Genomic DNA, 22815 nt, shown 5'->3' with positions numbered 1-22815 from the left:
CAACAAACGAGGACCAAGAACAATGCAGCCCAACTTGAAATTCTCGCACGGCGAATATGCGGAGCGCCTCGCCAAGACGCGGAAGGCCATGGAAGCCAAGGGCATCGATCTGCTCGTCGTCAGCGATCCGTCCAACATGGCTTGGCTGACCGGCTATGACGGCTGGTCGTTCTATGTGCATCAGGCTGTCATCGTGCCGCCGTCGGGCGAGCCGGTGTGGTACGGGCGCGGCCAGGACGCCAACGGCGCCAAGCGCACCGCCTATCTCGCGCACGACAACATCATCGGCTATGCCGACCACTATGTGCAGTCGACCGAGCGCCATCCGATGGATTTTCTGTCCAGCGTGTTCGCCGATCGCGGCTGGGGCAAGCTCAGCATCGGCGTCGAGATGGACAATTACTGGTTCTCGGCCGCTGCCTTCGCAGCGCTGCAGAAGCACTTACCCTATGCCCGCTTCGTCGACGCCACGGCACTCGTCAACTGGCAGCGCGCGGTGAAGAGCCCGACCGAAATCGACTACATGCGCAAGGCCGCCCGCATCGTGGAAGCGATGCACCAGCGCATCGTCGACAAGATCGAGGTCGGCATGCGCAAATGCGACCTGGTCGCCGAGATCTACGATGCCGGCACGCGCGGCGTCGACGGCAGCGGCGGCGACTATCCGGCGATCGTGCCGCTGCTGCCGTCGGGCGCCGACGCATCGGCGCCGCATCTGACCTGGGACGACCGGCCGATGAAATCGGGCGAGGGCACCTTCTTCGAGATCGCCGGCTGCTATAACCGCTATCACTGCCCGCTGTCGCGGACAGTGTTCCTTGGTAAACCGACGCAGGAATTCCTCGATGCCGAAAAGGCGACGCTGGAAGGCATGGAGGCGGGACTTGCCGCCGCCAAGCCCGGCAACACATGCGAGGACATCGCCAACGCCTTCTTCGCGGTGCTGAAGCGGTACGGCATCGTCAAGGACAACCGCACCGGGTACCCGATCGGGCTTTCCTATCCGCCTGACTGGGGCGAGCGCACGATGAGCCTGCGTCCAGGCGACCGCACCGAGTTGAAGCCCGGTATGACCTTCCATTTCATGACCGGCTTGTGGCTTGAGACGATGGGGCTGGAAATCACCGAATCCATCCTGATCACCGAGACGGGCGTCGAGTGCCTGGCGAATGTGCCGCGCAAACTGGTGGTGAAGAATTGAGCCCGATGTCCAGCCTTCGCCCGTCACCGATCACGCCGACCGTCGATTTCGAGCGCGACGGCGTGCAACACGGTTTCCTGCGCCTGCCTTACAGCCGCGACGATTCCGCCTGGGGATCGGTGATGATCCCGATCTGCGTCATCCGCAACGGCAAGGGGCCGAGCGCATTGCTCACCGGCGGCAATCATGGCGACGAGTACGAGGGCCCGCTGGCGCTCTATGACCTCGCCCGTACGCTCGACCCGAAGCAAGTCAGCGGCACGATCATCATCGTGCCAGCAATGAACTATCCGGCGTTCCGCGCCGGCACACGCACCTCGCCGATCGACAAGGGCAATCTCAACCGCAGCTTTCCCGGCCGGCCCGACGGCACGGTGACCGAGAAGATCGCCGATTATTTCCAGCGCGAGCTTCTGCCCCGTACAGACATCGCGCTCGACTTCCACTCCGGCGGCAAGACGCTCGACTTCGTGCCGTTCTGCGCCGCCCACATCCGGCCCGACAAGGTGCTGGAAGCGAAGGGTTTCGCCGCGGTTGAAGCCTTCTCCGCACCATGGTCGATGAAAATGCTGGAGATCGACGCGGTCGGCATGTTCGACACTGCCGCCGAAGAGATGGGCAAGCTGTTCATCACCACAGAGCTTGGCGGCGGCGGGACTTCGCGCGCGGAAACGGTGCGGATCGCACGTCGCGGCGTGCTCAATGTGCTGCGCCATGCCGGCATCGTCGCCGGCGCGGTCGAGATGCAGCCGACCCGCTGGCTCGACATGCCGTCCGGCGATTGCTTCTCGTTCGCCGAGGACGACGGGATGATCGAAACGATGATCGATCTCGGCGAGCCGGTGGCAGAGAACCAGGTGCTGGCACGTATCCATTCCATAGGCCGCACCGGCGGCGCTCCGCAGGAGATCCGGGCCAAAATGTCCGGTCTGTTGGCGGCGCGGCATTTTCCGGGGCTGGTCAAGGCCGGCGACTGCGCTGCCGTGGTCGCCGTGCTGGTCGATTGACGGTTAGGAAGCCGACGTCGGGAACGGCTCGGTCCTGCCTTTGGGGCGATCGCCGATGGCAAAGACGGCGCTCGCCTCGCTGACGATCGAGACATGATCCTTGGCGGCTGTTCCGGCCGCCGCACTGTCGCCGCGCATGATTGCTGTCACGATGGCGTCATGCTCCTGCCACGACTGGGCCAGCCGGCCGGGCAGCATGAATTGCGCGCGCCGGAAGGGCGCCAGCCGGCCACGGGTCATGACGGTCAGTTCATAAATGTGCTTGCTGTGGGCGCCGCGATAGAGCCGGGTGTGGAATTCGGTGTTGAAAAGCTCATACTCTTCTTCGGCACCGAGCTGCACGAAGCGCGCCGACGCCTGGTGCTCGGCCTCCAGCGTGCGGCGCTCGCCAGCGGTCATGCGCTCGGCCGAGAACCGCGCGCAGATCGCTTCAAGCTCGGCCATGCTTTCGAACATCGAGGCGAGGTGCTCCTGCGTCACCACGGCGACGGTGGCGCCGCGGTTCGGCCGCCTTTCGACCAGCCCCATGGCGCTGAGCCGGCTGAGCGCTTCCCTGATCGGCGTGCGTGAGACGTCGAAGCGGGCGGCAAGCGAGGCCTCGTCGAGCTTTTCGCCCGGGCGCAGGAAACCGGTGACGATCCGGTCGCTGATCGCCCTCACCATCTGATCGACGGTCGTGCCCGACCTGATCAAATTGCGCTTTCCCGACACGTCTCCTCCGTCCAGTCTTTTCGCTAGAGTCGTAAGCCACTCACCGGCTTCGATTCCTCCGCATCTCTGTATGCCTATGTTTTAGCCTTCATGTCAAATTGGCGATTTTGGAGGCAAAAAGTGTATGCAATTGCTCCGGCTTTGTGCAGCCAACATCGGCACACTCATTGATATTGCTGAATAAATCTCATTTCCGAAACTGGCATGCTGATTGCATACACTTCTTTCATTGAGGTGTTAACCGGCCCCAAAGGCCCCACAGAGGGAGCATTCAATGTCCGAGAGATTCATGCTTAGCCGCCGCGACCTGCTCAAGACCTCCGCCGCCGGAGCGGCGCTCGGCCTTGCGTCCGCATCGTTTCCGATCAGCAGGGCCTTCGCCGCGACGGCCACCGTCGGCTTCATCTATGTCGGGCCAAAGGACGATTACGGCTATAACCAGGCGCATGCCGAAGGCGCCGCCACGCTGAAGGGGATCGAAGGAATTTCCGTCGTCGAGGAGGAGAACGTGCCGGAGACGGTCGACGTCCAGAAGACGATGGAATCGATGATCAATCTCGACGGTGCGTCGCTGATCTTCCCGACCTCGTTCGGCTATTTCGATCCGCACATGCTCGCCATGTGCGCGAAATTCCCCGACGTGCAGTTCCGCCATTGCGGTGGCATGTGGAACAAGGACAAGCATCCGATGAATGCCGGTTCCTATTTCGGCTATATCGGCATGGGCCAGTATCTGAACGGCGTCGTCGCCGGTCACACCAGCAAAACCAAGAAGCTCGGCTTCGTCGCGGCAAAGCCGATCCCGCAGGTGCTGCTCAACATCAATTCCTTCCTGCTCGGCGCGCGCTCCGTCGACCCGACCATCACCTGCCAGGTGATCTTCACCGGCGAGTGGTCGCTGGCGGTCAAGGAGGCCGAGGCCACCAATGCACTGGTCGACCAGGGTGCCGACGTCATCACCTGCCATGTCGACAGCCCCAAGGTGGTGGTCGAGACGGCGGCCGGGCGTGGCGCCTTCGTCTGCGGCTATCATGCCAACCAGAGCCCGCTGGCGCCGGAAAAATACCTGACCGGCGCGGAATGGAACTGGGCCAAGGTCTACAAGATGTTCGTCGACGATCTGGTGGCCGGCACGCCGCTGCCCAATTTCACGCGCGGCGGCCTGGCCGACGGCTTCGTCAAGATGAGCCCGCTCGGCCCCGCTGTCGGCGAGGCCGCCCGCAAGCAGTTCGACGGCACGCTGGCCGAAATGATGAAAGGCGGCTTTTCCGTCATCAAGGGTCCGCTGAAGAGCAACAAGGGCGTCGTCGTCGCGACCGAAGGCCAGGCCTTCGCCGAGACCGCGCTCGAACTCGAAAGCATGGACTACCTGGTCGAGGGCGTCGTCGGTTCGACCGCCTGAACCGGATCGGAGACGGCCATGGCAGACACGGTCAGCACTGCGAGCGCACCGGCGCTGTTTGGCGCCAGGAATTATCCGGCGGCGCTCGAATGGGCGGCGCGGCGGGCGGAAGCCTTCGTCATACCGCTCGCGGCGCTGATCGTCGGCATGGCGCTGTTCAGCGTGTTCATCGCGCTGGTCGGCAAATCGCCGGTGCAACTCTACGAGACGATGTGGCGCGGCGGCTTCGGCTCGTGGTTCTCGATCCAGAATTCGCTGTCGCGGGCAGCACCGCTTTTACTGGCAGCGCTCTGCGTGGCGCTGCCGGCCCGGCTCGGCCTCGTCGTCATCGGCGGCGAAGGCGCGATCGTGCTGGGCGGCGTTGCCGCCGCCGCCATCGGCGTCGCGGCGAATGGCGCGCCGGCTTTTGTGGTCATCCTGCTGATGGGCGTGGCGGGCGCGGTCGCCGGCGGCATCTGGATAGGTGCCGTCGGCGCACTGCGCCACTACCGCGCCGTCAACGAAACCATCTCCAGTCTGCTGATGGCCTATATCGCCATCGCGCTGATGAACCATCTGGTCGAAGGGCCGCTGCGCGATCCGGCTTCGCTCAACAAACCCTCGACCGAGCCGCTGGCGGATGCCTACCGCATCGGCAACATTCCAGGCATGGACGTGCACTGGGGCCTGGTCGTCGGCATTCTCGCCTGCCTCCTGTCCTGGCTGTTGATCGAAAAGACGCGCTGGGGGTTTGCCGCCCGCATTGCCGGCGGCAATGTCAGGGCAGCTCAGGTGCAAGGGCTTGCCGTCGGGCCGCTGATCGTCGGCTTCACCGGGCTGGCCGGCGGCTTCGCCGGGCTGGCCGGCATGCTGGAGGTCGGCGCCGTGCAAGGCAGCGCCAACGCCTCGCTCGCCGCCGGCTATGGCTATACCGGCATCCTCGTCGCCTTCCTCGCTCGCCACAATCCGCTCGCCATCATCCCGGTCGCTTTCCTGCTCGGCGGTATCGGCGCTTCCGGCGGGCTGATCCAGCGCCGCATGGACCTGCCCGACGCCACCGTGCTGGTGCTGCAAGGCATGCTCTTCGTCGTCATCCTGTTCAGCGAAACCTTTTACGGCCGCTTCAAGGTCTTCAATCCCGATCTGTGGAAGAGAGGCTCCTGATGGACGCGACCGAGATCGGCCTGTGGGGCGTGCCGCTCGCCATTCTCGGCGGCGCCATCCGCGTTTCGACGCCCTTCATCTTCGTCTCGCTCGGCGAAGCCATCACCGAACGCTCCGGCCGCATCAATCTTGGCCTCGAAGGCACGCTGGTCTTCGGTGCGATGACTGCCTACGCCGTCGCGGTGATGACCGGCTCGCCATGGCTCGGCGTGCTGGCTGCCGCCGGTGCCGGTCTTTGCTTCGGCCTGTTCCACGGCTGGATCTGCAAATTCCGCGGGGTTAACGACATCGCCATCGGCATCGCGCTGATGCTGTTCGGCTCCGGTCTCGCCTTCTTCTTCGGCAAGCCGTTTATCCAGCCCTCGGCACCAGACCTGCCGGCCATCGCCTTCGGTGGCTGGTCGGATATCCCGCAGGTGCAGGCGGCGCTCAACGTCAACATCCTGTTCCTGATTGGTGCCGCACTTGCCGTGTTCCTATGGTGGGCGTTCCGCAACACCCGCGCCGGCCTGATCGTGCGCGTCGTCGGCGACAGCTCCGATGCGGCGCGCGCCATGGGCCTCAATCCCAACACCGTGCGCCTGCTTGCGACAGGTGTCGGCGGTGCGCTCGCCGGCATCGGCGGCGCCTATCTGTCGCTCTATTATCCCGGCAGCTGGACCGAACGCATCTCGTCGGGGCAGGGTCTGATGGCGGTGGCGCTGGTCATCTTCGCGCGCTGGAATCCGCTCGGCTGCTTTGCCGCGGCACTATTGTTCGGCGGTGCGGGAGCGCTAGGCCCGGCGTTGCAATCGGTCGGGGTCACGCAGGGCTACTACCTCTTCTACGCCGCGCCTTACATCCTCACGCTCATCATCATGATCGCCACCTCGTCGCCGAGCCGCTCGCTTGTCGGCGCGCCGGGCGAATTGTCGATCACCAAATGACTGGAGTTTTTCCGATGAACGCCAGAGCCGAGATCACCCAGCGCTACATCGACGCCGACCCTTATCCATGGCCTTATAATGGCGAGCTCCGGCCGGACAATACGACACTGATCATCATCGACATGCAGACCGATTTCTGCGGGCCGGGCGGCTATGTCGATCATATGGGCTACGATCTTTCGCTGGTGCGGGCGCCGATCGAGCCGATCAAGTCGGTGCTCGCAGCCATGCGGGCCAAGGGCTACACCATAATCCACACGCGCGAGGGCCACCGGCCCGATCTCGCCGACCTGCCGGCCAACAAGCGCTGGCGTTCGCGCCGCATCAATGCCGGCATCGGCGACCCCGGACCTTCCGGGCGCATCCTGGTGCGCGGCGAACCCGGCTGGGACATCATCCCCGACCTCTATCCGGCGGCGGGCGAACCGATCATCGACAAGCCGGGCAAGGGCTCGTTCTGCGCCACCGACCTCGAGCTGATCCTGCGCCAGCGCGGCATCGAAAACATCGTGTTGACCGGCATCACCACCGATGTCTGCGTCCACACGACGATGCGCGAGGCCAACGATCGCGGCTTTGAATGCGTCATGCTGGAGGATTGCTGCGGCGCGACCGATTACGGCAACCATCTCGCCGCGATCAAGATGATCAAGATGCAGGGCGGCGTGTTCGGCGCGGTGTCGAATTCGGCATCCTTCGTCGCGCAGCTGCCGTGAGGACACGATCTTGAGCGGAAGCATCGGCAAGAAAGCCGTCGGCGTCGAGACCATCGGCATGACCATGCGCTTCGGCGCTTTCACCGCGCTGGACGACGTCTCGATCAAGGTGCCGGCGGGATCGTTCCATGCGCTGCTCGGCGAAAACGGCGCCGGCAAGTCGACGCTGGTCAAATGCATGACGGGTTTTTACCATCCGACCGCCGGCGACATGCTGGTCGATGGCCGCGAGGTCGCGATCGCCAGTCCGAAGGATGCCTCGGCGCTCGGGCTCGGCATGGTCTACCAGCACTTTACCCTGGTCCCGTCGCTGACCGGTGCGGAAAACCTGGTCATTTCGCGCGAGAAGGTGCCCGGCGTCATCGACTGGCGCAAGGAGCGCGCCGCACTTGCGCAATTCATGCAGCGTATGCCGTTCAAGCTGCCGCTCGACGTCAAGGTGGCGGAACTTGCGGCCGGCGAGAAGCAGAAGCTCGAAATCATCAAGCAGCTCTATCTCGGCCGCAGTTTCCTGGTGCTCGACGAGCCGACTTCGGTGCTCACTCCCGGCGAGGCACACGAAGTGCTTGGCCTGGTGCGCGACATGACCAGGACCGGCGACCTCACCGTGCTGATGATCTCGCATAAATTCCACGAGGTGACGGCCTTTGCCGACGATATCACCGTGCTGCGCAAGGGCAGGCTGACCGGAACCGGAAAGGTCTCCGAACTTTCCCACAAGCAGATGGCGGCGATGATGATCGGCGACCAACCGATCGCCGCACTCGACAGCCGCGCCCCGGTGCCGGCCGGCGCCAGACAGGTGCTGACGGTAAAGTCGCTGAAGGCGCCCGACCGCACCGGTTTGAAAACCATCGACATCGGCGAACTCGATGTGAAATCGGGTGAGATCGTCGGCGTTGCCGGCATCTCCGGCAACGGCCAGAAGGAGTTTCTCGAAGTCCTTGCCGGACAGCGGGCGCGCAATGGCGGCGACGTTCTGGTGAAAGGCTCGCCCTACGGCGCCAGCCGCAGCGAGGCGCGCACGCTCAATGTCCGCTTCATTCCGGAGGAGCCGTTGCGCAATGCCTGCGCACCGAAGATGACGGTGGCGGAAAACATGGCCTTCCGGACCTTCGACCTCAACGAGGCCGGCAAGCCGGTCAACTGGATCAGGGTGAGTGCGATCAGGGACTACGCGGCCCGCCTGGTCGAACAGTTCAAGGTCAAGACGGCCTCGCTCGCTTCGCCGATTTCGTCGCTGTCAGGCGGCAATGTGCAGCGCGCCGTGCTGGCGCGCGAGCTGACCGGCGAGGTCGATTTGCTCATCGTGTCCAATCCCTGCTTCGGCCTCGACTTCTCTGCCGTCGCCGAAATCCGCGCCCGCATCATGAAGGCGCGCAACGCCGGTGCCGCCGTGCTTTTGATGTCGGAGGACCTTGATGAGCTGCTTGAGCTCTCGGACCGCATCTTCGTCATGTCGGATGGCGCGCTGGTCTATGAAACGCCGATCGCGCAGGCGAGCGTGCAGACGATCGGCGAGCACATGGCGGGACATCATTGATGGCTGGGATCGACGCACTGCCGTTTCCGTTTGTGTTCAAGCCTGAGGCGATGGCGCTGGTCGTCATCGACATGCAGCGCGACTTTGCCGAACCTGGCGGCTTCGGCGCCAGCCTCGGCAATGACGTCAGCCGGGTCACGGCGATTGTGCCGACGGTGAAGAGGCTGATCGAGGGGTTTCGCGCCGCTGGCTTGCCGGTGATCCACACGATGGAGTGCCACAAGGCAGACCTTTCGGATCTGCCGCCGGCCAAGCGCAATCGCGGCAATCCGTCGATCAGGATCGGCGATGTCGGGCCAATGGGTCGTGTGCTGATCGTCGGGGAGCCGGGAACGGCGATCCTCGATGAACTTGCCCCACTGCCTGGCGAGATCGTCATCGAAAAACCCGGCAAGGGCGCGTTCTATGCCACCAGCTTCGGCGACGACCTCAAGCGGCTCGGCGCACAGCAGCTAGTCTTTGCCGGGGTGACGACGGAGGTCTGTGTGCAGACGACGATGCGCGAGGCCAACGACCGCGGCTATGAATGCCTTCTGGCGGAGGATGCCACTGAGAGCTATTTTCCGGAGTTCAAGGCGGCAGCCCTTGCCATGATCAGGGCGCAGGGCGCCATCGTCGGCTGGACGGCAACGACGGACCAGGTGCTCGAGGGACTTTCCAATGCCTAACGTCGCATACGCGGCTCTCATCCAAGGGGGCTGGCGTGATCTGCCATTCGAGCATTTTCGCGAAGGCATCACAGTGCATTGGCTGCTCAAGGGTGGGCCGATGGAACCGTCGGTCGCCATCCTGAACTACCGGGCTGGCGCCAGCGTGCCGCGTCATCGCCATGCCGGGCTGGAGACGATCATCGTGCTGGAAGGCACGCAGAGCGACGAGAACGGCGATCATGCCGCGGGCAGCGTGATCCTGAACCCGGTCGGAACCGAGCATTCGGTGTGGACCAAGGATGGCTGCGTCGTGCTCATCCAGTGGAACCTGCCGGTAGTCATTCTGGGCGAGGCCAAATGAGCGAAATCCGCTTCGACATAGCGAGCCTGCACGTTGCCTATCAGGCCGGCGTCGGCATTGGCGAGGTGATCGATGTGGTCCATGCGCGGCTCGCGGCGGCCGATGACCCCGGCATCTTCATCCATCTGGCGAGCAGGGCGGAGTTGCTTGCCGAGGCGGAAAAGCTCGGCCCGTTCGATCCCGCGGCAAAGCCGCTGTGGGGCGTGCCGTTCGCGGTCAAGGACAACATCGATGTTGCCGGCATGCCGACCACGGCGGGTTGTGCGGAATATGCCTACTTGCCGGCGAAAGACGCCACCGTCGTCGCGCGGCTCAAGGCCGCCGGCGCGCTGGTTGTCGGCAAGACCAATCTCGACCAGTTCGCCACCGGCCTGGTCGGCGTTCGCACGCCCTATCCAATCCCGAGGAATGCGATCGACCCGAAACTGGTGCCGGGCGGTTCCTCGTGCGGCTCGGCCGTGGCGACGGCGCGCGGCATCGTCTCCTTCGCGCTCGGCACCGATACCGCCGGTTCGGGGCGCATACCCGCCGGCCTCAACAACATCGTCGGGCTGAAGCCGAGCGTCGGCGCGCTATCAGCCGCCGGCGTCGTGCCGGCCTGCCGGACGCTCGACTGCGTCTCGGTCTTCGCGCTCACCGTCGATGACGCCTATCACGTGTTCGAGGCGGCGGCGGCAAAGGACGACGCCGATCCCTATTCGCGTGACCTCTGCATTCAGGCTCTTGCCGCGCGCCCGCCGGTGCTGACTGTCGGCGTGCCGGCCAGGGCGGACTGGACCTTCTTCGGCGACGAGGCGATGCAGGCGGGTTTCGAGGCCGCTCTTGCCTCGCTGGAGACGCTGGGCTGCCGGCTGGTCGAAATCCCGTTCGGTGATTTCTACGCCACCGCCACTCTGCTCTACGAAGGCGCCTGGGTGGCCGAGCGTTACGCCGCGATCAGGGACTTCATGGATGCCAACGAGGCCGCCATGCATCCGGTGACGCGGCAGATCATCGGCGGTGCGCGAAAACTTTCCGCTGCGGACGCTTTCAAGGGGCTCTATGCCCTGCAAGGCTATAAGGCCAAGCTTGCGCCGGTCATCGCCTCGGTCGACGTTTTCTGCGTGCCGACCGCGCCGACGCACTACACAGTCGAAGCGGTGCTGGCCGATCCGATCGTCACCAACAGCCGGCTCGGCACTTACACCAACTTCGTCAATCTGCTCGACATGTGCGGCATTGCCGTGCCGAGCGGAACCCGCAGCGACGGTCTGCCGATGAGCGTCACCTTGCTTGCCGCGGCGGGCAAGGACCACCTGACTGCGTCGCTTGCGCGCGATGTCCATGCGGCAAGCGGCCTTGCGCTTGGTGCTATCGGCTGGCCGCAGCCGCAGCGCGGCGATGTTCTGGCGGGCGTGGATGAAGGCACGATCGAGCTGGCCGTGGTCGGCGCGCATCTGTCGGGGATGGCGCTGAACGGCCAGCTGCAGCAGCTCGGCGCAATGTTCGCCCGGGCTGCAAGAACGGCGCCGCTCTACCGGCTTTACGCGCTCGCCGGCCAGTCGGTGCCGCGACCGGGGCTCGAACGCATCTGCAACGGCAAGGGGACAGCGATCGAGGTCGAAGTCTGGCGGCTCTCGCCGCAAGCCTTCGGCCGTTTTGTTGCCGCGATCCCGCCGCCGCTAGGCATCGGCACGCTTCTGCTTGATGACGGAACTTCGCCGAAAGGCTTCCTCGTCGAAAGTGCCGGTCTCACCGATGCAAAGGAGATTTCGCATTTCGGCGGCTGGCGCAATTTCATGGCGGGTCAGCTGCAGCGAAGCTGACGCTATCACTCGACCTTTTGCCTAAACTTCGAATGGCAGCTCGAGCAATCCTGCAAGATGAGATGCAGGAGGTGCTCCGCCGGCAATTTAGTGGGATCGGCTTCCGCGAGTGATGGTCGCTTGCCAAGCAGGCTGCCACCGCCCATCGCCAGGCCGGAACCCATTCTCATGTCGTCGGTGATGCGCGGCGGCGCCCGCTCGGCGTCGGAGGCCAAGGCGCTGGCCAGCGTCCCGATGTGGCGAGCCAGCTCTTCGAACTCCGCGCGGGCGGGGTCGATATCCGGCCTGGCGCCTGAAGGCGCGCCCAATGTCGCGCTGGGGAATTCGGCAATCAGGGCAGGGCCGGTGCGGGCGCGGATGGTCTCGGCCGCCGCCTTGAAGGCCGCGGCGTCGTACGCCTGCTTGCCGTCGAACATCCCAGCGATCGCCTTTGCCGCCGCGGCCATTTCCTTCATCGAGGCCTGGCGAGCCTGGATGACCGCATCACGACCCGAATGGGCGGCGGCGAGCACGACAGAGACGCAGGCAAGCGACAGGACCGCTATGATAGCTGCTCGTCTCATCGTTGGCACATAAGGAGCTAGAGAATTCTTGTGACCAGACTGTCCAGTCGGGAGTTCTCGCGATAGGCAAATCGGACCACAACGGCACCTAAGACGCCAGTGGTGGCACCGCCTATCACGTCGGTGAGATAGTGGGTGCCGATATAAATTCTCGACCAGCAGATCAGCAATGCCATGATGGAGAGGGCCAGCGTCCGGCGCGGCAGACCTTGCATTGCAAGAGCCGCAACAACCGCAAAGCTGGCTGTCGCGTGGTCGGAGGGAAACGACCAGTCGGCGCTGGGCGCAATCAGCAGATGCGTCACGCCGGCATCGTAGGGCCGCAGCCGGTGGACGAATAGCAAAATGAACTGATTGATCGCCAGACCGAGCAGGAACGCCAAGCCGGCGGACAAGGCAGCATGGCGCACATGGTAGCGGTCGGCCTTTGCCCACCATTGCAGGGCAACAGCCAGCACCATCAGCGGAACGCCGATTTGTGAGACGACGATCATTGCCTTATCAAGAAAAGGGCTGATCCCGGCTGCCGCGTTGATCCAGTGGGTTAGAGCTGCATCCATCGTTTCTCGTTTCCGCTGTTGTCGATCGCAAGGTGAATTTCGTGAAAGCAGTAGACGAACGCCGCATCCATCAGATTTTCGAGCTCAGCATCTGGCTTAAAGGGGCGCATGCCCTGATCGAATGCGTGGGCGGGATCCTGCTTTATGTCGTCACCACCGACGCCATTGCCTCCTGGGTCAATACATTCACCCAAGAGGAATTGATCGAAGATCCGAACGATTTCATAGCTGGCTATCTGTCGCAGATGGCAAGCCACTTTTCCGTCGCCAGCAAGGAGTTTTATGCCTTCTACCTACTTAGCCACGGCCTGATAAAACTGCTGCTCGTTGTCGGGCTTTTGAGAGGCAAGCTGTGGTCGTATCCGGCATCGCTTGCGGCGCTGGGCGCATTTATGTTCTATCAAGTCTACCGCTACTCCTACACCCATTCGTTCGGCCTGCTTGTCCTGACCGTATTCGATGCTGTCGTCATGGTGCTGATCTGGCATGAATGGAAGGTCGTGCGGCAGCACAAGCCGGCATGACAGCGAAGTTTGCACGTCAGCCGCTCCGATTTTCAATCCACCTCACTGGGCGACGCCTTGTCCTGCCAGCTCGTCGATGATCGGGCAATCCGGCCGCTCGTCGCCGTGGCAGTGACTGACCAATTGGTGAAGCAAGCCGCGCAATCCGACCAGTTCGGCGATCTTCCTGTCGACCTCGACCAGCTTGGCTTTCGCGATCGCCTTCACGTCGGCGCTGTCACGTTCCCTGTCCTGGTACAGCGACAGCAGCTGGCGGCATTCGTCGACCGAAAACCCCAGGCTTCGCGAGCGCTGCAGGAAGCGCAGCCGGTGAATATCGGCCGTCGAGTAATCGCGATAGCCATTGTCTGTCCGGGCCGGGTGCAAGAGCCCGATATCCTCGTAGTAACGGATCGTCTTGGCCGGCAGGCCGGATTTTTCGGATGCGACGCCGATGTTCATGGCGGAAATCTCCTTTATCGGAGGAAATAGACCTTCCAGTGGATGGAAGGTCAACATGATGTGGCGATTTTGGATGCCTGACGCAACCGCCCGCCCGCTCCAACCGTTTGCCTGCCAGCACATACTGAACCTTCGGGAAGAAATCGGTCCTCGGAAACGTTTTTACCGAACAGTGCTCAAAACCCGGTGTTCGACACCGGGTGCCGATGAGCAAAGACCCTCCGGCGCTGGCTCGACGCAACACCGCGCAGACGCCGAGGAGACAGAACATGCCCGTCAAGGCCTATATCAACCGGATCGCGACAGCGGTGCCGGAGTACGAGGTTCATCAATTCTACCTGCGTTTCGCGGCCTCCATGCTCGCGGCCGATCGCCGGAGGATCTTCGAACGCATGGCCGATCTTGCCGGCATCGAGCACCGATATTCCTGCTTTGCGCCGGCGTCCGACCCCGAGGGACCGTCCGCCGACCTGGCCGGAACCTTCATCCGGGGCGCGTTTCCCGGAACGGCGGCGAGAATGGCGATGTTCGACGATGCCGCACCTGTTCTGGCGCAAAAGGGCATCGACGGATTGCAGCTTGGCGACGCTTCCCGCATCACCCATTTGATCGTCACCACCTGCACCGGCTTTTCGGCGCCGGGCATCGATCTCGAGCTGGTTGCGCGTTGCGGGCTGCCGAACGGGATCGAACGCACGATGATCGGATTCATGGGTTGCTATGCGGCGATCAACGGCCTCAAGCTGGCCCGCCACATCGTCCGCTCCGACCCGCAGGCCAAGGTCCTGCTGGTCAATGTCGAACTCTGCACGATGCATCTGCGACAGACCACCGAGCTGGAAAAACTGCTGTCGTTCTGCCTTTGGGGCGACGGCTGCGCGGCTGCGCTCATCACTGCCGAGCCGGCCGGCATCGAGCTCGATAGCTTTCACTGTCTGGTGGCGAGGGAACGGCGGGACCTGATGCGCTGGAACATTCGCGACCACGGCTTCGAAATGGTTCTTTCCGGCCAGGTGCCGGCAGCGATTCATGAAGCGTTGCGGAACAGCCAGGCCGCCATCCTCGGAGGCCGATCGGCTAAAGACATCGACCTTTGGGCCGTGCACCCGGGGGGACGTTCGGTTCTCGATGCCGTCGAAAGGGCTCTGGAACTGGAGCCCACTGCGCTGGAACCATCGCGCGAGGTGTTGCGCCAGTATGGGAACATGTCGTCGGCGACCGTCATGTTCGTGATTAAGGAGATGCTGAAGGCGCCACCCGGCCTGCTCGGTTGCGGCATGTCGTTCGGACCCGGGCTGACGGCCGAAACCATGCTCTTTCGAACGGTGTCATGAGCGGCCTGGAGCACCGGCAGCTTGCGCCGGAAATCCTCGACGGACTTGCGGCCGAAGATCCGCGAGCGCTGGCCGCGCGCCGCGACGTTCGGCGCATCAATATGCTAATGTTTCAGGCGCCGATCATGACGTCGTTGCTCAGGAGGTTTGTGCCAAAGCCGCCACGCCGCATTCTGGAGATCGGCGCCGGCGATGGCTCCTTCATGCTGGCGGTGGCGCGGCGCGTGGCCAGGCATTGGCCCGGGGTCGAACTGGTGATGCTCGACCGCGTCGGCCTCCTCACCGCGCAATTGCGCGGCGATTTTGACCGGCTGGGATGGAAGGCGGAAGGCGTCACCGCCGATGTCTTCGACTGGGCAGGAAAGATCGAGGGCGCGCGGTTCGACGCCGTCACCGTCAATCTGTTTCTGCATCATCTCGACGATGCGCAACTCGTGCGTCTGTTTTCGCTGATCGGGCCGAAAGCCCCGTTGCTCATTGCGACAGAGCCGCTGCGGGCGAAACTGCCGCTGGCCGCGACCCGTCTTCTGCCGGCAATCGGCGCCAACGACGTCACACGAAACGATGCGGCGCAAAGCGTGCGTGCCGGCTTTCGCGGCAGCGAGCTTTCCCGTCTCTGGCTTGCGGCGAACGGCAAACCGGTCGAGGAACGACGCGCCGGCCTGTTTTCCCACATTTTCGTCGGCGCCAGCGCCGGCAACGACCCATGACGGGATTGTCGACCCATGACGCGATCATCATAGGCGCCGGCCCGGCGGGCACATCCGTCGCGCTCACGCTGGCCCGGCGCGGATGGGCCGTGGCAATTGTGGAGAAGAGTGCGTTTCCACGCCGCAAGGTCTGCGGCGAATACATCTCGGCAAGCAATCTTGCGCTTCTCGACCGGCTCGGGATCGGCGATGCCTGGCGTACCAATGCCGGCCCCGAAATCCGCCGCGTCGGCCTGTTTTCCGGCGAGACCTGCGTCGAGGCGGCAATGCCTGGTGCAGGAGCTGGGCCTCGTGGGAAAGACAGCTTCGGCCGGGCGCTCGGCCGGGACATTCTCGATTCTCTGCTTTTGCAAGCGGCGCGATCGGCGGGTGTCGAAATCTTTCAACCCTGCCGCGCCGTCGCCATCGAGCGGGATCGCGAGATGCAACGGGTGCGAATTCAAGCCGGGGATGAAGCGGCGATATTGCGAGCGCCGGTGATTGTCGCCGCACACGGCTCGTGGGAACCGGGACCATTGCCCAGCCAGCTCGCAAAGGCCAATCGCCCGTCGGACCTGCTCGGCTTCAAGGCGCATTTCACCGGGTCGTCCCTGCCGCCGGATTTGATGCCTCTGCTGGCCTTCCCCGGCGGCTATGGCGGCATGGTTTCGGCGGATCATGGCCGGTTGTCGATCTCGTGCTGCATCCGGCGCGATATGCTCGCGCGGCTGCGCAAACAATATGGCCCCAAACAACGGAGCCACGTGTCGGCCGCCGATGCGGTCTCGCGCCATCTCGTGGACTCGTGCCGAGGCGTCAGGAACGCCCTGGAACCGGCTCTCCTCGACGGTCCGTGGCTTGCCGCAGGTCCGATCCGGCCGGGAATTCGCTCGTGCTACGAAGAGGACATCTTCCGCGTCGGCAATGCAGCTGGAGAGTCTCATCCTGTCATCGCCGAGGGCATCTCGATGGCGCTTCAGTCCGGCTGGCTGCTGGCTTGCGAACTCGCATGCGCGCCAAGTGGCCGGGCAGGGCGCGAGGCTGCCGCCACACGCTACGGGGCGGCCTGGAAAAGACTGTTCTCGACACGGGTCTACGCCGCCGCGGCCGTTGCCGGAATTGCCCTTCGCCCCGGCAGCGCCACCTTGATGGCAGCGATCGTCCGGAATTTCCCGCAGACACTGACGCTGGGCGCGCAACTGAGCGGCAAGACCAAGCCGGTTCCCGGCTTCGTCTGACAGGGATTGGCAGCGGCTGCTCCCTTCCCCTCGGAAATTGCCATCGCATAGTCGTATGCTTGACGGTGTCTACGGCTTCAGGTTCGCAGGTATTTGACCAGGGCTGCAATCGCGAGCAAGAGGGCGACGAACACCAGGACCCAGACGAGCGCCATGCCGCCCATCATCCACGTACCCATTGGACCATTCATCATTGCAATCACCTTGCTGTCAGTGAAAGCCCGCCTTAGTCGGTAAGCATCGGCGATTGCGCAGGGAATTAGCTCGCCGTGGATTTCGGTCAAGACGACGAGGAAACCCGATCGGCCGCCCTGTCGCCCTTGTCCCGGCAACCGGAAGTGTCTTGTCCTGCCAACGGAGTGTCGACCACGTCCTGGTCGTCTTACATACCTCCGCCGCAGCCGTCCGAGAGATCCCAGACGTCGACGACCTGCTTGCCGGTGAAACCGTGCTCGCGGATCAGGAACTTCGCCAGCCCGCCATACACTTTCCAGCGCCAGCATGGGCAGCAGCAAGGGCCTTTCTCGTTGGAATTGGCCATCGCATAGTCGTAGGCCTGCTGCTCGTCGCCGGAGAGCTTCACATCGTAGTAGGGCATCATCTTCTGTGCGATGCCGGCCTGAATATCGTACGGATCGCTTGGGATCATCGCGATGTCGCGGTACCTGGCCAGGCCGCTCACCTGCTCGGCATAGCGCTTCATCTCCATCGGGCTGCAGCACGAGCCCGTGATCCGCGACATCGCCGGCATGGTCGCGATCGACTCGGTGAATTTGGCCGAACACGTGCTGTTGCCGTTCTGGCTGAGATATTTGAAACGGCGCAGCAGATCGGCATCCCCATCGGCCATCGCCAGATCCGGCCCCTTGAGGAAGCTCAGGACCACGGCGGCGCAAAAGGCGCCGCCCAGAACAACCGTCCGTCGGTTTAGGTAGCATATTCGGCTCATTTGCTGCTCCTCGCCTGCTGGATCAGTTTCTTCATCGTTGCCAGGTCGGTCGCACCGGGGAAAATCTGCTCGCCAACGACGAAGCTTGGCGTTCCGCTGATCTTCAGCGCCTGTGCCAGTTGCGTATTCCGGTCGATCGACGCCTGGATGTCGGGCCGCTGCATGTCGGTCTTGAGTTTAGCCACGTCGAGACCGACGTCGGCAGCCACCTTCAGCACGACCGCTTCGGTCACCCGCGTCTTCACCGCATACAAGGCCTTATGGAACGCCATGTATTTGCCCTGGCGCACTGCGGCGAGAGCCGCCTTGGAAGCAAATACGGAATCCGTGCTGAGGATCGGGAATTCCTTGTAGACGATCTTGAGCTGCGGATCGTCGGCCATTGCCTGCGCCATGATCGGCGCGACCTGCCGGCAATAGGGGCAGTTATAGTCAAAGAACTCGACCATGGTGACGTCGCCTTCGGCGTTGCCGCCGACCGGGCTCGCCGGGTCCCGGAAAATCTCGTCCGCCTTGTCCGTCAAAGCGGCTTTCGCCTCTTTTGCCGCAGCCTCGCGCTGACGGGCGTCGAGGCTCTGCAGCGCCTCCATGACGACTTCGGGATGCGCGAGGATATAATCGTGGATACGCTGGTCGAACTGGTCCTGGGACATCTCGCCCGCGGCGATCGCCTGACCGTTGAGACCGAGCGCGAGCCAAACGGTCGCGCCGGCCAGTATGAAGGCATGGGCCATTTTGCCGATGGCTCCGCGCAATGGGTTGGACTTGTGGATCACAGGCTTCTCCCTCCCTCTGTTTCGCCGGACCGCCGGCACGTGCGAATGGTGCTCAGAACATGTCCTTGATTTTCGCCCACCATCCCGTTTCCTGCTCATGGTGCGGGCGCTCGACATTGTTGGTGAGCGCATTGACGAAGGTGACGAGATTGACGGACGCGAAATCCAGGCCATGGAAATTCGCCCGCCAGCGGCCCTCCTTGTCGATCACATGGGTGACGATGCCATGCATCTGATAGCCGTCATCGGTCAGCGTGAACTTGTGGCCGAAGGCCTCCGCCAGTCTGCGGGTCGCATCCTCCGGCTGATCCTCGGTCGTGGTCAGGAACAGCCAATTGACGGGATCGAGCCCGTGCGCCGACCCGTAGGAGTGCAGCACGTCGGGCGTGTCTTTCTTTGGATCGGTGGTGATGCTGACAAAGATGACCTGATTCTTCATCGGCGTGCCGTTCACCATGTTCTGGACATCGGCGATCTTCTCGGCATGCAGGGGACACACATCCGGGCACGACGTGTAGATGAAGTGGAGGACGACCACCTTGCCGCGCAGATCCGCCGTTCGCACGACACGCCCATCGGCGGTGCGCAGTGTGAAATCAGGCGCCGGCTTGTCGATCTGCTGGAAATATTTCTCATCGCTTTGCAGCATGGCGTCGACATCGTCGAGTGAGTGCGCCCGCGCACCGTAGGCGAAGCCCGCGACCAGTGCTGCGAGCGCGACCAGCAGCACACGCATCCATCCTTTCCAGCTCGATTGGATGTGCATCGGTCACTTCCTTTCCGGGTTGGCGGCGATGCGGCCGCGGAGGAAGTCGACCATGTCGGGCGCGTCCCATTCGGCCGGCCCAATCAACCGGCCGATTTCCTTGCCGTCGCGGTCGATCAGCAGGGTCATCGGAAGGCCGACAGCGCCGAGCGTGAACATCGCCTTCGCGGAACTGTCGATGTTGAGGGCGAGGTGTGTGACCCCGATCTCGCCATAGAACATTTTGACGGCGTCAGGTCCGGCACGGTCCATCGACAGCGCGACGACCTCGAAATCCGGACCGCCGAGCTTGGCCTGCAGACGATCGAGCGTCGGCATCTCCTTGCGGCAGGGCGCGCACCATGTCGCCCAGACGTTAAGCAGCACGACCTTGCCGTGGAAATCCGCAAGCATTTTCGGCTTGCCATTGCCATCCTCGAAGCTGATTTCCGGCACGGGGACGGGCGCCTCGTGAACGGCAAAGTTCTGCGGCGGCTCAGCGGCTGATACCGGCCACGAAAACGCCAGCAGCATGCCAACCAGGACCATGGCTAGTTTGCTCACAATGTCCTCACTCGGTCGCGTAGACGGTGGGCGCCTTGCCGTCCTTGGTGAAGGCGTAGACGACGAAGGGGCCTTGCTTCTCGCCACCCATGCCTGGGGCGCCGGCCGGCATGCCGGCGAGCGTTATGCCGGTGATGGCAGGGCGCTCGGTCAAAAGCTTCTTGACGATCTCGACCGGCACCAGGCCATCGACGATATAGCCGTCGACCATCAGCGTGTGGCAGCCTTCGAGGTCGGCCGGCACGCCGGCATCGCTGCTGATCTGGGAGAGATTGTTGACCGGCTTGATGTCGACCTTGAAGCCGTTGTGCTCGAGATAGTTGGCGTAGGACTCGCAGCAGCTGCATTGCGGGTTCTTGTACATGACGGCGTTGATCGTTGCGGCGAAGGCGGGCAGCGGCGTTGCGATCAGCAGGGACAGTGCGGCAAGGCGGTAGGTCAGTTTCATTGCAGTTCTCCTTGATTGGATAAAAGTTTCAGGTCACGCGGAAGACGGTCATCAGACCCGCCATCTGGTGATCGGCGACATGGCAGTGCAGCATCCAGTCGCCCGGATTGTCGGCGACGAAGGCGCATTCGATCGTATCCTTGGGGGCGAGCAGCACCGTGTCTTGCCATTGCCGGTGCGGCACCGGCGAGCCGTTGCGCGAGATGACCGACAGGCTGAAGCCGTGGACGTGCATGGGATGCCACCAGGCGGTTTCGTTGCGCATGGTGAGATGGCAGGTGGCGCCGCGTTTCAGCGTGAACTGCGGCGCCATGCCGGCATGGCCGTCGCCGGTCATCGACATGCCGTTGATCGCCCAGGCCGCACCGCCGTTCATGCCCATCATCCCCATGCCCATCATGCCGCCGACGCCCTTGAGCTTGCCGCCGCCCATCATGCCGCCCTGCAGGACGATCTCCTGGCGCTCGGCGCCAGCGAGGTCGGGCTGGGGCAAGGGGTTGCGCGGCAGGCCGACAGGCGTGTCGAGCGGATGGGTTCTCAGCGGCGGCGCTGCGTCATAGGCCAGCGTGGTCAGCGTATAGGCGAGGCCGTCGTAGAAATCGTCGATCACCGCGTGGCGGCTGCCGGGGTGGCCCTGCATGTCGAGCACGATGTCGATGCGCATGGCGGGCGCCAGCACCAGGCGACCGCCCTCCGGTTCATGCGGATCGCAGGGCTGGCCGTCGATGGCGACCACGACCGGACGGTGGCCTTCGAAGCGCAGCGCCATCATGCGGGCAAGCGAGGCATTGGCGAGCCGCAGCCTGACGCGCTCGCCGGCCTTCACGCTCCGATCGCCTGGCCCCGTGCCGTTGACGGTGACGACATTGCCGACGCGGCCCGACATCGACGCATCCATGGCACTGCCGAAGCCGCCGGCGATCTGCCCATCGGCCGCAAGCCGCCAGTCCTGCAGCAGCCACAGAATGTCACGGTCGACGGCGACCGGCTCGACCTCCTCGACGACCAGTGCGCCGGCAAGGCCACGGCCGAGCTGGACCAGGCTGTTGGCGTGCGGGTGATACCAGAAGGTGCCGGCATCGGGCGGGGTGAATTCATAGATGAAATTTTCACCTGGCCTGATCGGCTTCTGCGTCAGGCCGGGCACGCCATCCATCGCGTTCGGCAGCCGGATGCCATGCCAGTGAACCGTGGTGTCTTCGTCCAGTCCGTTCTCGACGATGATCCGAGCGGGCTGCCCCTGGCGCAAGCGCAGTGTCGGGCCGGGGACCGTGCCATCATAGGCCCATACCGGAGTGCGCGGACCATCAGGGCCGGCGAACCGGGCCTGGCCCGGCGCCACCCTGATCCGGTATTCGCCGGTGGCCATCGCCAGCGCAGGGCGGATCGGCGCCGCCGCAATGCTCGCTGCCGCAAGCAGGAATTTGCGGCGCGTTATGAACGGATTTGAAACGGAATTCACTTTTGTGACCCTTGCGGTAACCGACGGCGAACGTCGCGACGTCGATTGAATTGCTACCGCGCCCGCTGCGCAGTTACGCGCAACCGAGCGATCAAACGCCGCTAATCAGCCGTGGAACGGCAGAAACGGCGTCAGACGAGAGCGCTGGGTCTTGGAGGGAATGGCTCGGGCAGCAGACTTCGCCCGTGCAGGAACGGGACGGTAAGCGCCGACGGCAGCTCGGCCCGCGGCAGTCCCGTCACGGCGAGAGCCTCCGGCAGCACCGCCAGAACCGGTGCGACACAGGTCGGCGCACATTGCATCGGTTTGTCATTGCCGGCCGAGCCCTTGAGGCAAGCGTTGCAGTCACCGTCCCTGGCATCGGCCATCTTGGCCATGTCGGCGTCGGTGGTGCCGGTATCCGCGGCCATGGTCATGCGGCCGTCGACTGCCATCCTGGCCGACATGACGGCAGCTTGAGCGGCGGACAGGCTGAACCCGGCGGTCACGACGACCGCGAGAAGCATGACCAGGAGGTGTTTTGGTGACAGGCGCGCCATCATCCGCTCAGGTTGACCGTAAAGTGCGGCTTTTGCAAGCTCCGGATGCCGAGACATCGGGGCTGACGCGAGCTCTGCTCTGGCAAATCAATGGTGTGGATGCTCGCATTTATCGTGATCCGCCAGCACTTCGATGACACGGCATTCGCAGACTTTTCCGTGCCGGCAGCCTTCGACCATATGCTCCAGCTCGGCTTTCAATGCTGTAAGGCTGCGTATCCGCTGAACCACGTCGGCCAGACGCGCCTGGGCAATGGCGTCGGCGGTCGCACAAGGCTGGCTGGGATTATCCTGCAGCGTCAGCAGCGCCCTGATGGCTTCGATCCCGAACCCCAACTCGCGCGCGTGCCTGATGAAGGCGAGCCGGCGCAAGTCTGCCGCTTCATACTGCCGGCGATTGGCTTCGCTGCGGGCAGCGGCAGGAAGCAACTCTATCTGCTCATAGTAGCGGATGGTTGGAACCTTCACGCCGCTGTGTCGGGCCGCTTCACCGATGGTCACACCTGTTGACATTTCGC

26 protein-coding genes are annotated in these 22815 nt (G+C 63.7%); 14 read left to right on the top strand and 12 right to left on the bottom strand.

What is annotated here, in order from left to right; genetic code table 11:
- Nucleotides 1-22: 22 nt before the first annotated feature.
- The gene (gene doeA, locus NKH59_RS01065; protein WP_353020601.1) at nucleotides 23-1201 is read left to right on the top strand and encodes an ectoine hydrolase DoeA; all 1179 of its coding nucleotides are present in this window, start codon (nucleotides 23-25) and stop codon (nucleotides 1199-1201) included.
- Nucleotides 1202-1206: 5 nt separating this feature from the next.
- Nucleotides 1207-2208: a N(2)-acetyl-L-2,4-diaminobutanoate deacetylase DoeB gene (gene doeB, locus NKH59_RS01060; RefSeq protein WP_023677207.1), complete on the top strand. Its 1002-nt coding sequence runs from the start codon at nucleotides 1207-1209 to the stop codon at nucleotides 2206-2208.
- A 3-nt stretch (nucleotides 2209-2211) separates the two neighbouring features.
- On the opposite strand, the gene NKH59_RS01055 is transcribed toward doeB, so the two are convergent.
- The gene (locus NKH59_RS01055; RefSeq protein ID WP_023677208.1) at nucleotides 2212-2871 is read right to left on the bottom strand and encodes a GntR family transcriptional regulator; all 660 of its coding nucleotides are present in this window, start codon (nucleotides 2869-2871) and stop codon (nucleotides 2212-2214) included.
- A gap of 322 nt (nucleotides 2872-3193) precedes the next feature.
- Here NKH59_RS01055 and NKH59_RS01050 point away from each other — a divergent pair, with 322 nt between their 5' ends.
- The 8 genes from NKH59_RS01050 to atzF are packed head-to-tail and all read left to right on the top strand — an operon-like array spanning nucleotide 3194 to nucleotide 11465.
- Nucleotides 3194-4321 (top strand): BMP family ABC transporter substrate-binding protein, encoded by a 1128-nt coding sequence (locus tag NKH59_RS01050; RefSeq protein ID WP_352473233.1) that lies wholly within the window; start codon nucleotides 3194-3196, stop codon nucleotides 4319-4321.
- A gap of 18 nt (nucleotides 4322-4339) precedes the next feature.
- Nucleotides 4340-5464 carry an ABC transporter permease gene (locus NKH59_RS01045; protein WP_352817297.1) on the top strand — a complete coding sequence of 375 codons (1125 nt, stop codon included), beginning with the start codon at nucleotides 4340-4342 and terminating at the stop codon, nucleotides 5462-5464.
- Nucleotides 5464-6390: an ABC transporter permease gene (locus NKH59_RS01040; RefSeq protein ID WP_353020597.1), complete on the top strand. Its 927-nt coding sequence runs from the start codon at nucleotides 5464-5466 to the stop codon at nucleotides 6388-6390. The genes NKH59_RS01045 and NKH59_RS01040 overlap by 1 nt, the downstream gene beginning before the upstream one ends.
- A gap of 14 nt (nucleotides 6391-6404) precedes the next feature.
- Nucleotides 6405-7106: a biuret amidohydrolase gene (gene biuH, locus NKH59_RS01035; RefSeq protein WP_352817302.1), complete on the top strand. Its 702-nt coding sequence runs from the start codon at nucleotides 6405-6407 to the stop codon at nucleotides 7104-7106.
- A gap of 10 nt (nucleotides 7107-7116) precedes the next feature.
- The gene (locus tag NKH59_RS01030) at nucleotides 7117-8649 is read left to right on the top strand and encodes an ABC transporter ATP-binding protein (RefSeq protein ID WP_352817304.1); all 1533 of its coding nucleotides are present in this window, start codon (nucleotides 7117-7119) and stop codon (nucleotides 8647-8649) included.
- Nucleotides 8649-9317, top strand: coding sequence for a cysteine hydrolase family protein (locus tag NKH59_RS01025; RefSeq protein ID WP_352817307.1), 669 nt, complete (start codon nucleotides 8649-8651; stop codon nucleotides 9315-9317). Before NKH59_RS01030 ends, NKH59_RS01025 begins: the two co-directional genes overlap by 1 nt.
- Entirely contained in the window at nucleotides 9310-9660 is a 351-nt protein-coding gene (locus NKH59_RS01020; RefSeq protein ID WP_352501326.1) for a cupin domain-containing protein, read from the top strand. Before NKH59_RS01025 ends, NKH59_RS01020 begins: the two co-directional genes overlap by 8 nt.
- The gene (atzF, locus tag NKH59_RS01015) at nucleotides 9657-11465 is read left to right on the top strand and encodes an allophanate hydrolase (RefSeq protein WP_352817309.1); all 1809 of its coding nucleotides are present in this window, start codon (nucleotides 9657-9659) and stop codon (nucleotides 11463-11465) included. The genes NKH59_RS01020 and atzF overlap by 4 nt, the downstream gene beginning before the upstream one ends.
- 5 nt (nucleotides 11466-11470) lie before the next feature.
- On the opposite strand, the gene NKH59_RS01010 is transcribed toward atzF, so the two are convergent.
- Together NKH59_RS01010 and NKH59_RS01005 are read right to left on the bottom strand one after the other, a co-directional pair.
- Nucleotides 11471-12028: a cytochrome c gene (locus NKH59_RS01010; protein ID WP_352817313.1), complete on the bottom strand. Its 558-nt coding sequence runs from the start codon at nucleotides 12026-12028 to the stop codon at nucleotides 11471-11473.
- Nucleotides 12029-12045: 17 nt separating this feature from the next.
- A complete protein-coding gene (locus NKH59_RS01005) occupies nucleotides 12046-12588 on the bottom strand; it encodes a phosphatase PAP2 family protein (RefSeq protein ID WP_353020592.1) in 543 nt (180 codons plus the stop codon).
- A gap of 41 nt (nucleotides 12589-12629) precedes the next feature.
- On the opposite strand from NKH59_RS01005, the gene NKH59_RS01000 reads away from it, so the two are divergent.
- On the top strand, nucleotides 12630-13112 hold the full coding sequence (locus NKH59_RS01000) for a DUF2127 domain-containing protein (protein WP_352452336.1): 483 nt from the start codon (nucleotides 12630-12632) through the stop codon (nucleotides 13110-13112).
- Nucleotides 13113-13154: 42 nt separating this feature from the next.
- Here the strand turns inward: NKH59_RS01000 and cueR are convergent, their stop codons facing one another.
- Nucleotides 13155-13553 (bottom strand): Cu(I)-responsive transcriptional regulator, encoded by a 399-nt coding sequence (gene cueR / locus NKH59_RS00995; protein ID WP_352473250.1) that lies wholly within the window; start codon nucleotides 13551-13553, stop codon nucleotides 13155-13157.
- A 269-nt stretch (nucleotides 13554-13822) separates the two neighbouring features.
- Between cueR and NKH59_RS00990 the strand changes: the two genes are divergently transcribed.
- From NKH59_RS00990 to NKH59_RS00980, 3 genes are read left to right on the top strand one after another with little or no spacing between them, the layout of a single operon-like run.
- The gene (locus NKH59_RS00990) at nucleotides 13823-14887 is read left to right on the top strand and encodes a type III polyketide synthase (protein WP_353020589.1); all 1065 of its coding nucleotides are present in this window, start codon (nucleotides 13823-13825) and stop codon (nucleotides 14885-14887) included.
- The gene (locus NKH59_RS00985) at nucleotides 14884-15597 is read left to right on the top strand and encodes a methyltransferase domain-containing protein (protein WP_352817322.1); all 714 of its coding nucleotides are present in this window, start codon (nucleotides 14884-14886) and stop codon (nucleotides 15595-15597) included. Before NKH59_RS00990 ends, NKH59_RS00985 begins: the two co-directional genes overlap by 4 nt.
- Nucleotides 15594-16814, top strand: a complete 1221-nt coding sequence (locus tag NKH59_RS00980) for an NAD(P)/FAD-dependent oxidoreductase (protein WP_353020586.1) — start codon at nucleotides 15594-15596, stop codon at nucleotides 16812-16814. The genes NKH59_RS00985 and NKH59_RS00980 overlap by 4 nt, the downstream gene beginning before the upstream one ends.
- 382 nt (nucleotides 16815-17196) lie before the next feature.
- On the opposite strand, the gene NKH59_RS00975 is transcribed toward NKH59_RS00980, so the two are convergent.
- The 8 genes from NKH59_RS00975 to NKH59_RS00940 form a co-directional block, all read right to left on the bottom strand.
- Nucleotides 17197-17763: a hypothetical protein gene (locus NKH59_RS00975; RefSeq protein WP_352994927.1), complete on the bottom strand. Its 567-nt coding sequence runs from the start codon at nucleotides 17761-17763 to the stop codon at nucleotides 17197-17199.
- On the bottom strand, nucleotides 17760-18539 hold the full coding sequence (locus NKH59_RS00970) for a DsbA family protein (protein WP_353020583.1): 780 nt from the start codon (nucleotides 18537-18539) through the stop codon (nucleotides 17760-17762). The genes NKH59_RS00975 and NKH59_RS00970 overlap by 4 nt, the downstream gene beginning before the upstream one ends.
- A 52-nt stretch (nucleotides 18540-18591) precedes the next feature.
- Nucleotides 18592-19305 (bottom strand): SCO family protein, encoded by a 714-nt coding sequence (locus NKH59_RS00965; protein ID WP_502908667.1) that lies wholly within the window; start codon nucleotides 19303-19305, stop codon nucleotides 18592-18594.
- 3 nt (nucleotides 19306-19308) lie between these two features.
- Nucleotides 19309-19848, bottom strand: a complete 540-nt coding sequence (locus NKH59_RS00960; protein WP_352817332.1) for a TlpA family protein disulfide reductase — start codon at nucleotides 19846-19848, stop codon at nucleotides 19309-19311.
- Between the two features lie 7 nt (nucleotides 19849-19855).
- Complete coding sequence (locus NKH59_RS00955; protein WP_352452325.1) at nucleotides 19856-20296, bottom strand: DUF411 domain-containing protein; 441 nt, start codon at nucleotides 20294-20296, stop codon at nucleotides 19856-19858.
- A gap of 28 nt (nucleotides 20297-20324) precedes the next feature.
- Entirely contained in the window at nucleotides 20325-21758 is a 1434-nt protein-coding gene (locus tag NKH59_RS00950; RefSeq protein WP_353020580.1) for a multicopper oxidase family protein, read from the bottom strand.
- Nucleotides 21759-21889: 131 nt separating this feature from the next.
- The gene (locus NKH59_RS00945; protein WP_353020577.1) at nucleotides 21890-22354 is read right to left on the bottom strand and encodes a hypothetical protein; all 465 of its coding nucleotides are present in this window, start codon (nucleotides 22352-22354) and stop codon (nucleotides 21890-21892) included.
- 30 nt (nucleotides 22355-22384) lie between these two features.
- Complete coding sequence (locus NKH59_RS00940; protein ID WP_352455405.1) at nucleotides 22385-22810, bottom strand: MerR family transcriptional regulator; 426 nt, start codon at nucleotides 22808-22810, stop codon at nucleotides 22385-22387.
- Nucleotides 22811-22815 lie beyond the last annotated feature (5 nt).

It is taken from the genome of Mesorhizobium sp. M0998 (genome assembly GCF_040318885.1).
Taxonomy (GTDB): domain Bacteria; phylum Pseudomonadota; class Alphaproteobacteria; order Rhizobiales; family Rhizobiaceae; genus Mesorhizobium.
The sequence above is the reverse complement of the archived record's forward strand: the minus strand, read 5'-3'. Positions and strand labels throughout refer to the sequence as shown.

Coding starts and splice junctions, on each gene's coding strand:
- doeA (WP_353020601.1), top strand. CDS start 23: ATGCAGCCCAACTTGAAATTCTCGCACGGCGAATATGCGGAGCGCCTC.
- doeB (WP_023677207.1), top strand. CDS start 1,207: ATGTCCAGCCTTCGCCCGTCACCGATCACGCCGACCGTCGATTTCGAG.
- NKH59_RS01055 (WP_023677208.1), bottom strand. CDS start 2,871: ATGGTGAGGGCGATCAGCGACCGGATCGTCACCGGTTTCCTGCGCCCG.
- NKH59_RS01050 (WP_352473233.1), top strand. CDS start 3,194: ATGTCCGAGAGATTCATGCTTAGCCGCCGCGACCTGCTCAAGACCTCC.
- NKH59_RS01045 (WP_352817297.1), top strand. CDS start 4,340: ATGGCAGACACGGTCAGCACTGCGAGCGCACCGGCGCTGTTTGGCGCC.
- NKH59_RS01040 (WP_353020597.1), top strand. CDS start 5,464: ATGGACGCGACCGAGATCGGCCTGTGGGGCGTGCCGCTCGCCATTCTC.
- biuH (WP_352817302.1), top strand. CDS start 6,405: ATGAACGCCAGAGCCGAGATCACCCAGCGCTACATCGACGCCGACCCT.
- NKH59_RS01025 (WP_352817307.1), top strand. CDS start 8,649: ATGGCTGGGATCGACGCACTGCCGTTTCCGTTTGTGTTCAAGCCTGAG.
- NKH59_RS01020 (WP_352501326.1), top strand. CDS start 9,310: ATGCCTAACGTCGCATACGCGGCTCTCATCCAAGGGGGCTGGCGTGAT.
- atzF (WP_352817309.1), top strand. CDS start 9,657: ATGAGCGAAATCCGCTTCGACATAGCGAGCCTGCACGTTGCCTATCAG.
- NKH59_RS01010 (WP_352817313.1), bottom strand. CDS start 12,028: ATGAGACGAGCAGCTATCATAGCGGTCCTGTCGCTTGCCTGCGTCTCT.
- NKH59_RS01005 (WP_353020592.1), bottom strand. CDS start 12,588: ATGGATGCAGCTCTAACCCACTGGATCAACGCGGCAGCCGGGATCAGC.
- cueR (WP_352473250.1), bottom strand. CDS start 13,553: ATGAACATCGGCGTCGCATCCGAAAAATCCGGCCTGCCGGCCAAGACG.
- NKH59_RS00990 (WP_353020589.1), top strand. CDS start 13,823: ATGCCCGTCAAGGCCTATATCAACCGGATCGCGACAGCGGTGCCGGAG.
- NKH59_RS00985 (WP_352817322.1), top strand. CDS start 14,884: ATGAGCGGCCTGGAGCACCGGCAGCTTGCGCCGGAAATCCTCGACGGA.
- NKH59_RS00980 (WP_353020586.1), top strand. CDS start 15,594: ATGACGGGATTGTCGACCCATGACGCGATCATCATAGGCGCCGGCCCG.
- NKH59_RS00975 (WP_352994927.1), bottom strand. CDS start 17,763: ATGAGCCGAATATGCTACCTAAACCGACGGACGGTTGTTCTGGGCGGC.
- NKH59_RS00965 (WP_502908667.1), bottom strand. CDS start 19,305: ATGCACATCCAATCGAGCTGGAAAGGATGGATGCGTGTGCTGCTGGTC.
- NKH59_RS00955 (WP_352452325.1), bottom strand. CDS start 20,296: ATGAAACTGACCTACCGCCTTGCCGCACTGTCCCTGCTGATCGCAACG.
- NKH59_RS00945 (WP_353020577.1), bottom strand. CDS start 22,354: ATGTCTCGGCATCCGGAGCTTGCAAAAGCCGCACTTTACGGTCAACCT.
- NKH59_RS00940 (WP_352455405.1), bottom strand. CDS start 22,810: ATGTCAACAGGTGTGACCATCGGTGAAGCGGCCCGACACAGCGGCGTG.